Origin of the sequence: Petralouisia muris (genome assembly GCF_004793545.1) — a bacterium.
Classification (GTDB): domain Bacteria; phylum Bacillota; class Clostridia; order Lachnospirales; family Lachnospiraceae; genus Petralouisia; species Petralouisia muris.
On the sequence record NZ_SRYA01000239.1, the window covers coordinates 1 to 605 of the forward strand.

Here is a 605-nt window from a genome sequence, read left to right on the forward strand (position 1 = left end):
GACCCCATCGTTTACGGGTTTCTGTTCCAGAGCCCTGTCCAATCCCCAACACCTGCCGCCAGCGACTCGACAGAGTTCTGGATTATGTTTCTTATTTTGGTTTCCTATGCCGCTGTCTGTGCCTGTACAGCCTCCGGGCGTTTGATGTCCTTCAACATTTTTTGCGGATCATACATTGCCCCTGTCTTCAGGATGGCGTAAATCACCCTTAGCATCTTGCAGGCTATCACAAGCAGTGACTGCATCTTTTTCAGTGGATTGTTTGCCCGCGTTGCGCAACGCTCATTCAATTGTTTGAATTCATCTGCATGCGAAACTGCTGATTTGGCCGCCTGGAACAACCAGCATCGAAGCCTTTTGCGTCCTCTGCGGCTGATCTTTGTCCGCCCTTTGCGCTTGCCTGAACTGCATGACGCAAGCCCCATTCCACTTAACTTCTGGATTTCTTTCACATCATCAAATCTGCTGACGTCTCCCATTTCCGCCAGCATTCCGGCCGGAATGTTCGCACCTGCGCCATTGATCTCCAGCATATTTTCTGCATAAGTCATTTCCTTGCATTTCTTGCGTAAAGCGCCTTCAATTTCCGCAAGCCGCTCCTCCCG

General features: G+C 50.6%; 1 protein-coding gene. It reads right to left on the minus strand.

Annotated features, from left to right (window positions below; genetic code table 11):
• Positions 1-104: 104 nt before the first annotated feature.
• The coding region (locus E5329_RS29295; protein ID WP_135992592.1) for a transposase at positions 105-605 on the minus strand (501 nt) is incomplete at its 5' end.